Below are 7,016 nucleotides of genomic sequence, written 5' to 3' on the forward strand. Positions count from 1 at the left end.
GCCCGGTTCCGACTTTAGGTGTGATGGCCGCGGCCGCTGCACGCGGCCGAGAGCCGAGCGCGGCGTGTACGCGCCGGCGGGACTCGCACTGTCAGCTGCCGCCCCAGACGCCTCCGCGCTCGCCGGTGTTGTTCGCCACCGGAACGCCCACAGAGTTGCCCCACTCGGACCAGGAGCCGTCATAGACCTTGACGTCTTCGCCCAGAAGCTGGCTCAGTGCGTACCAGGTGTGGGAGGCGCGCTCACCGATGCGGCAGTAGGCGATCGTGCCTTTGGAGAAGTCCACACCGGCCTCCTCGTAGATGGCACGGATCTCGTCGGCCTCCTTGAAGGTGCCGTCCTCGTTGACGATCTCGCCCCAGGGCACGTTCACCGCGCCAGGGATGTGACCCCAGATGGAGGCGCCCTCGCCCTCGAAGATCTCGGCGTTGACGCCGACTTCGCCGTCGTACTCGTCTTGGAAGCGGATGTCGACCAGGTTGCGCTCGCCGACATTCTCGCCGTCGGCCTCGGCGTTCTGCTCGGCGATGGGCAGGACCTCGGTCTGCAGAGCGCGGATGTCCAGGTTCTGCGGCTTGGCCTCCCAGCTGCCTTCTGGAGCGCTCGGGACGTCTTCGACCAGCTCGCGGCCGTCGACCTCTTCCCACTTCTTGAGTCCGCCGTCGAGCAGGCGCACGTCCTCGGCGCCGTAGAGCTTGAAGACCCATGCGGCGTAGGCGGCGAACCAGTTGTTGTTGTCGCCGTAGATGACGATGGTGGTGTCATCGTTGATGCCCAGGCCCTGCGCCAGCGCGGTGAACTCCTCCTGGGAGATGAACTCGCGCGTATTGGGCTGGGTGAACTCCGTGGACCAGTTCACGTACTGGGCCTGGGGGATGTGCGCTTCGGAGTAGGGGGTCAGCTCAGAGCTGGCCAGTTCCTCGGAGACGTCCAGCAGCACGATGCCCTGCTCGTGCAGGTCGCCCTCGTCCAGCCGCTCGGCCAGCCACTCGGTGGTGACCAGCACGTTCTCCCGGCTCTCTTCCCCACCCTGGTGCACGTCGTCGAGTCCGCGATTCTCGCCGGCGACCTGTACGTCGGCCACCGTGGTGACGGTTTCACCAGCGGTGGCTCCCTCGCCGGCGCTGACGGAGGTCTCGGAGGCTCCATCGCCTCCGCCAACGGAATTGGCGACGACGCCGCCGCCGACGGCGGCCAGTGCGGCCACGGCCACGAAGGCCACGGCGAGCTTGCCCGAGCCGGACTTCTTCTGTGAGGTGCTCTCCGCCGAGGCGGTGCCCTCAGTGGTGTTGTTCTCGCTCATGGAGCGCCCTGCCTTTCGAGTGATTCGGGTGCTGGGCACCACTATGCCGAGAAATCTTCATGAACGCGAAGATAAGTTCATATTCGTTCATATTGGGTGATGCGGTTTACGGGCTGAAACCGGAATGGCCCTGCCCGTAGACTTGTTGGTGCTGTCTACCGCAACAGCTGCGATCCACTCAGAGAGGCACTGACCGTGAGCCACACCCATGCCGAAGGCCATGACCCTTTCGCCTTCGTCGGCCTGACCTATGACGACGTCCTGCTTCTGCCTGGGGAGACGGACGTCATCCCCTCCGAGGCAGACACCACCACGCGTCTGACCAAGAACATCACGCTGGCCTCTCCCGTGGTCTCGGCGGCGATGGACACGGTCACCGAGGCTCCCATGGCCGTGGCGCTGGCGCGGCTGGGCGGCATCGGCATCATCCACCGCAACCTCTCCATCGAGGAGCAGGCCAAGCAGGTGGACCAGGTCAAGCGCAGCGAATCCGGAATGATCACCGACCCGGTGACCATCTCCCCGGAGGCCAGCATCGAAGAGCTGGACCGTCTCTGCGCCCACTACCGCATCTCCGGGCTGCCGGTTGTCGACGAGTCCAACACGCTGCTGGGCATCATCACCAACCGCGACATTCGCTTCATCCCGGGCGAGGAGTACGCGACGACCAAGGTCGCGGACAAGATGACCCGCCAGCCGCTGATCACCGCGAAGGAGGGTATCTCCAACGATGAGGTGCTGCGCCTGTTCAGCGAGCACCGCGTGGAGAAGCTGCCCCTGGTCGACGACGCCGGCAAGCTCACCGGTCTCATCACCATCAAGGACTTCGACAAGGCCGACAAATACCCCCATGCCACCAAGGATGCCGACGGGCGCCTGCGCGTGGGTGCTGCGGTGGGATTCTTCGGGGAAGGCTTCGACCGGGCCATGGCGCTGGTGGAGGCCGGGGTCGATGTGCTCGTCGTGGACACCGCCAACGGCCATACGCGCGGCGTGCTGGAGATGATCGCCAAGCTCAAGGCCGAGCCCCGTGCTGCCGGCGTCGACGTCATCGGAGGCCAGGCGGCCACGCGTGCCGGCGCCCAGGCGCTGGTGGACGCCGGAGCCGATGCCATCAAGGTGGGCGTGGGCCCGGGCTCCATCTGCACCACCCGCGTCGTCGCCGGTGTGGGCGTTCCCCAGGTGACTGCGATCTACGAATCCGCCAAAGCCGCCATCCCGGCTGGTGTGCCCGTGATTGCCGACGGCGGCCTGCAGCATCCCGGCGACATTGGCAAGGCCCTGGTGGCCGGTGCTGACTCGGTCATGCTGGGCTCCCTGCTGGCCGGAGCCGCGGAGTCCCCGGGTGACCTGGTGTTCTACAACGGCAAGCAGTTCAAGGCCTACCGCGGCATGGGCTCCCTGGGCGCCATGCAGACCCGCGGTAAGAACACCTCCTACTCCAAGGACCGCTACTTCCAGGCGGACGTGCCCGATGATGAGAAGCTCATTCCCGAGGGCATCGAGGGCCAGGTCCCCTACCGTGGTCCCCTCTCCGCCGTGGTGCACCAGCTCACCGGCGGTCTGCGTCAGACCATGTTCTACGTGGGCGCCCACACCATCAGTGAGCTCAAGGCCAAAGGGCAGTTTGTGCGCATCACCTCCGCCGGTCTGAAGGAATCCCATCCCCATGATGTGATGATGACCGTCGAGGCGCCCAACTACCGCGGCAAGTGACTACTACCAAAGGAACAGTGTGAGCAACGAGATCCCCATCGGCCTGGCGAAGAACGGACGCCGCGCCTGGGCGCTGGACGACGTCGCCATCGTCCCCAACCGCCGTACCCGATCCCCCCAAGACGTCTCTCTGGAGTGGCAGATCGATGCCTACTCCTTCTCCATGCCGGTGATCGGTGCACCCATGGACTCGGTGATGTCCCCGGCCACCGCGATCGCGTTGGGCAAGCTGGGGGGACTGGGCGTGCTCAACCTTGAGGGACTGTGGACTCGCTACGAGAACCCGGAACCGGTGATCGAAGAGATTGTCGCCCTCGAAGCCAAGGAGATTTCGCCGGAGAACACCCGGCGTATGCAGGAGTTGTACGCCGAGCCCATCAAGCCCGAGCTGATCACCGCTCGCCTCGAGGAGATCCGGGAGGCCGGGGTGGTGGTCTCCGGCTCGCTGACTCCCCAGCGCACCCAGGAGTTCTACCGCACTGTGGTGGACGCAGGCGTCGACATGTTCGTCATCCGCGGCACCACCGTCTCGGCCGAGCACGTCACGCAGCAGGGCGACCCTCTGAACCTCAAAGAGTTCATCTACGAGCTCGATGTCCCGGTCATCGTCGGCGGGGCTGCCGGTTACACCCCGGCGCTGCACCTGATGCGCACCGGTGCGGCTGGTGTCCTGGTGGGCTTCGGCGGCGGGTCCGCCACCACCACGCGCCGGGCACTGGGGATCCGGGTGCCGATGGCCACCGCGATCTCTGACATCGCCGCTGCGCGTCGGGATTACCTGGACGAGTCCGGCGGACGCTATGTGCACGTCATAGCCGACGGAGGGCTCGGCAGCTCAGGGGACATTGTGAAGGCTCTGGCCATGGGCGCCGACGCTGTGATGCTCGGCTCCACTCTGGCTCGGGCCGAAGAGGCCCCTGGCCGGGGCTGGCACTGGGGTCTGGAAGCTGTGCACCCGGACTTCCCCCGCGGCCACCGAACCCGGGTCGGAACTGTGGCACCTCTGGAGGAGGTCCTCTGGGGTCCCGGCCACCACGCCGACGGGACCTCCAACCTCATGGGCGGGCTGCGCCACGCGATGGCCGCCACCGGCTACGTGGACCTGAAGTCGTTCCAGCGCGTGGACGCCACCGTCTCCCCGACGACTGGGGTCTGAAACCTTGCGGTGAAGCCGCCATAGGACTGAGCGCGCGTTGCTTGGGCAGTTCGAGTCACCGCAGAGGGCTAAATCGCGTGTGCCGAGCGATTCTCTGACCCCAACTGCATAAGCAATGACTTCGGCGGCAGAAGCAGAGCCGACACCGACGAACGTGGGGCCCGGAAGATGACTCTTCCGGGCCCCACGTGTGCTTCTCAGCGGAGAATTACTTCAGTGGCGGGTTCTCATAGCTGCTGACCGGCGTCGTCGGTCTTGTTGCGGCTGCGGTAGATCAGGTAGCTCCCTGCGCCCAGCAGCAGCAGGCCTGCCGCGCTGAGCCCGATGATGCCCGCGGGTCCTGTCAGAGCCAGCGGTCCCGTATCGGAGGCGGCCTCTGAGTTCTCCGCATCCGGTGCTGCTGTCTCATCAGCAGGTTCCTCGCCCGCGGGAGAGGGAGAGTTATCGCCGGGTGCGGGGGTCTCCTCCTCGGAGCCCTCCTGGGCGTCGTCCTCAGGCTGCGGGTCAGCGCCGCCCTCCTCCTGATCCTCCTCGCCGGGAACCGGGACGGAGTCGGGGATCGGGTAGATGCTGCGGTCGGTGTTGGTGTCATTCTCGTTCACGCCGGGCTGGCCGGGCTGAATGCCCTGACCGTCAGCGTCGACGCCGAAAGGTGACCAGCCGATGATCTCACCGGTCTCCTCATCCAGCACTGCCACCGCATAGATGCCGCTGTAGGTGATGTAGTCCGGGTCCAGCTCCGGCTCATCCAGAGTGACGCTCGGCTCGTAGAAGGTGGGGGTGCTGCCCAGGTGCAGAGCTTCTACTCGTTGGGTGGTGCCCTCAATCTCCACCTCAGCCGGCTCCGGGTAGACGAGCCAGAACGCGGCGTTCGCAACCGAGGCCAGCTGCTCGTGCTCGGCTTGCAGAGTGAAAAGCTCGCCGGGAACCAGGGTCAGATCATCGCTGTCGGTGCGGCTGACTACGCCGTAGCCGTCCTCGGTGAGGTCAGAGACAGTGACGGGGGTGTCGCGATCCACTGTGCCGACGTCGGGCTGCTGCTGAGCGGCATCAGCTGGAATCGGCCAGCTCGCCTCCCGGTAGTCACCGGCAATGTGGGGCGGGGTGGTGGCCTGGCTCCATGCGATGACCTCGCCGGCATCGTCGGTGATGGCAATCGCATAGTCGCCGGGCTGATCCACCTCTTCGGCGAGCGTTCCGAGGGTGAAATCCTCAGCGGCGATGGCGTTGGCCTCACCTTCTCCACCATCGGAGGGGGCAAAGCTGAACTCCCCGATGAGGATGCTGTCGTCACCTTCGGGCTGCAGGACCCAGACATCGTAGTCGTCGGGTCCGGCCAAGCTGGAGTCGAAGAAGACGCTGTAGTCGTGGGTGCCGATCGGAAGTTGATCGCCAAAGTCCCCGCCGAAGGGCAGGACGTTGGAGTAGGTGTCCTCGCTGAGGTTGTCAGCGGTGGGTGGGGCGTAGTCCGGGGAGGCGCCGGTGCCTGCCGTGGCATGGGCTGAGGTGGCTGCTGTCATTCCCAGGGCGGCAGCCATGATGGCGGCAGTGAGAGTGCGAGGGACGGGGGTGCGGTGGTCGGTGATGCTGCGCATGGATCCGCTCCTTCCATGAGGTCCGTGTTGGCGGTGGTGCGCTGTCACCGGTGCTAGCGCGGTTACTGCCGGCACCTGCTTCCACCGTAAAGTAGTTTGCGCTTGCAATGCAAGGTTTGCAAAAAGAAAGATTTGGTCACGATTCTGCTCGATGGAAAAGCAGGACATACGGACGGGGTCCGGCACGCTGTCATGCGTACCGGACCCCGCTTGTCAGACTGGCTCACTCAGCCAGTGCTGCCGCATGCTCAGTCGAGGAGCTCCTGCGCGCGCCGTCGCCGCTGGTGCACCAGCACGAGGCCGAGAAGCATCAGCACCATCGCCAGCGCGGCGATGCCCGCCGCAGTGGCGCCCGTGCTTGCCAACGGGGCACCGTCGGAAGTGGAACCGCCAGGTACCGCTGCCGGGTCGCTGGGGCCGGCGGAGGGCGCTGCATGAGCTGCCGGATCCAGCACGGTCAGCGGAGCTCCGCCGGTGATGCCCGAGGACTGACCGGTCACCGTCAGGGTGTGAAGGTGGAGGCGCCGATATGGTCGCCGGCGCCCACCAGCAGGGTGTTGGGGTTCTGTGCGCGGAAGTGATCCACGGTGCAGGCGAAGATCTCGGAGCCGGCAGTGTTGCCGTTGGCCTCCACACGGCCGTGGAAGTCGTTGGTGGAGAGGATCTGAAGTTCGACGACGTCGCTCGTCTCTTCAGCGTCCTCCAGGATCTCTTCATCCTGGGTGGACTCGTCCTCGGAGCCGGTGTTCTCTGCGTCGGTGTCCTCCGAAGCCGAGTTCTCCCCGGCCTGGTCTTCGGCACCCTCTGCCGCGCCATCTTCCACGCCGTCGGCGGTGTCATTCACCTCCTCTTCGGAGGTGTCGGCGGAGTCGATGTCCTCCGGAGTGTCCACGGTGTTGGCGGCGGCGGCAGGCATGCCGGCCAGCAGGGCAGCGGTGATGCCGACGGCGGTCAGGGTCAGACCACGTCGATTTTTGGGCTCGGCGGGTTCAGGCAGTCCGGTCATGGGTGTCCTCAGCGAGAGTGCGAACAGTACGATGCGGCGTGAGAGGAACGCGAGCAGGATCTAAACAGTCCTGGGTGAGCGTTCGGCGACCGGAATATGAACGACAGGGTGGGGCTGCGGCCGGTGCGCGGCTGAGATTCAGGGACTGCGCTGTTGCGACGGCTGTTAACGAGGAAAGGCTTCCAGGGTTATAGGCCATAAATGTGTTGCTGAGTAGGCCTGCTTCCCAGTGCTGGGGCG

At 65.7% G+C, this 7,016-nt stretch carries 6 protein-coding genes; 2 read left to right on the forward strand and 4 right to left on the reverse strand.

Features of this window, described 5'->3' with window-relative positions; genetic code table 11:
* Window positions 1-91 precede the first annotated feature (91 nt).
* Entirely contained in the window at window positions 92-1,303 is a 1,212-nt protein-coding gene (locus RH857_RS06965; RefSeq protein WP_310537250.1) for a sulfurtransferase, read from the reverse strand.
* Between the two features lie 195 nt (window positions 1,304-1,498).
* Between RH857_RS06965 and guaB the strand changes: the two genes are divergently transcribed.
* Both guaB and RH857_RS06975 read left to right on the forward strand, forming a co-directional pair.
* Entirely contained in the window at window positions 1,499-3,019 is a 1,521-nt protein-coding gene (gene guaB, locus RH857_RS06970; RefSeq protein ID WP_310537251.1) for an IMP dehydrogenase, read from the forward strand.
* Between the two features lie 19 nt (window positions 3,020-3,038).
* Window positions 3,039-4,175 carry a GuaB3 family IMP dehydrogenase-related protein gene (locus RH857_RS06975; RefSeq protein WP_310537252.1) on the forward strand — a complete coding sequence of 379 codons (1,137 nt, stop codon included), beginning with the start codon at window positions 3,039-3,041 and terminating at the stop codon, window positions 4,173-4,175.
* Between the two features lie 227 nt (window positions 4,176-4,402).
* Here RH857_RS06975 and RH857_RS06980 read toward each other — a convergent pair whose 3' ends face one another.
* The 3 genes from RH857_RS06980 to RH857_RS06990 all read right to left on the reverse strand — a co-directional run bounded on the left by RH857_RS06980 (window position 4,403) and on the right by RH857_RS06990 (window position 6,776).
* Entirely contained in the window at window positions 4,403-5,770 is a 1,368-nt protein-coding gene (locus RH857_RS06980) for an LPXTG cell wall anchor domain-containing protein (protein ID WP_310537253.1), read from the reverse strand.
* 248 nt (window positions 5,771-6,018) lie between these two features.
* The gene (locus RH857_RS06985) at window positions 6,019-6,270 is read right to left on the reverse strand and encodes an LAVTG motif-containing sortase-dependent surface protein (protein WP_310537254.1); all 252 of its coding nucleotides are present in this window, start codon (window positions 6,268-6,270) and stop codon (window positions 6,019-6,021) included.
* Between the two features lie 2 nt (window positions 6,271-6,272).
* Window positions 6,273-6,776, reverse strand: coding sequence for a hypothetical protein (locus RH857_RS06990; RefSeq protein WP_310537255.1), 504 nt, complete (start codon window positions 6,774-6,776; stop codon window positions 6,273-6,275).
* Between the last annotated feature and the right edge of the window lie 240 nt (window positions 6,777-7,016).

This window comes from Nesterenkonia flava (genome assembly GCF_031432335.1).
In the GTDB taxonomy this organism is placed as follows: domain Bacteria; phylum Actinomycetota; class Actinomycetes; order Actinomycetales; family Micrococcaceae; genus Nesterenkonia; species Nesterenkonia flava.